This window comes from Halomonas marinisediminis (assembly GCF_004347715.1).
GTDB classification, from domain to species: domain Bacteria; phylum Pseudomonadota; class Gammaproteobacteria; order Pseudomonadales; family Halomonadaceae; genus Halomonas; species Halomonas icarae.
The window spans coordinates 1-276 of the sequence record NZ_SLTR01000415.1; the positions used below are offsets into that span (position 1 = coordinate 1).

The 276-nt window shown below is 73.9% G+C and carries 1 protein-coding gene; it reads left to right on the top strand.

The window, feature by feature from the left end; all coding sequences use genetic code 11:
* Nucleotides 1–60 precede the first annotated feature (60 nt).
* Nucleotides 61–216 carry a hypothetical protein gene (locus tag E0702_RS17215; protein ID WP_165927614.1) on the top strand — a complete coding sequence of 52 codons (156 nt, stop codon included), beginning with the start codon at nucleotides 61–63 and terminating at the stop codon, nucleotides 214–216.
* Nucleotides 217–276 lie beyond the last annotated feature (60 nt).

A 276-nucleotide genomic window follows, 5' to 3' on the forward strand; every position in this document is an offset into this window, starting at 1 on the left:
GGGGTAAGGGTGGCGGCTTGGGGCCGTAGCCTGGTGGACATGCCCCCCATGCCGTCGTCCGTGTCCGCACGTTCCGCAGCCGAGGTCAACGCGGAGATCCGCGACCTGTGGCAGCGTTCGGGCGGGCGCCTGACGCCGCAGGACGAGGCGGAGTACCAGCGGCTGCTGGTGGAGTGGGCCGCCGCCACCGGCGGAAGCGTCCGCACCGCGGCCTGACCGCCGTACGCGGTTCGGCCGCGTCCGTCGCCGCTTGGAGACCGCACCCGATCCGGCGAT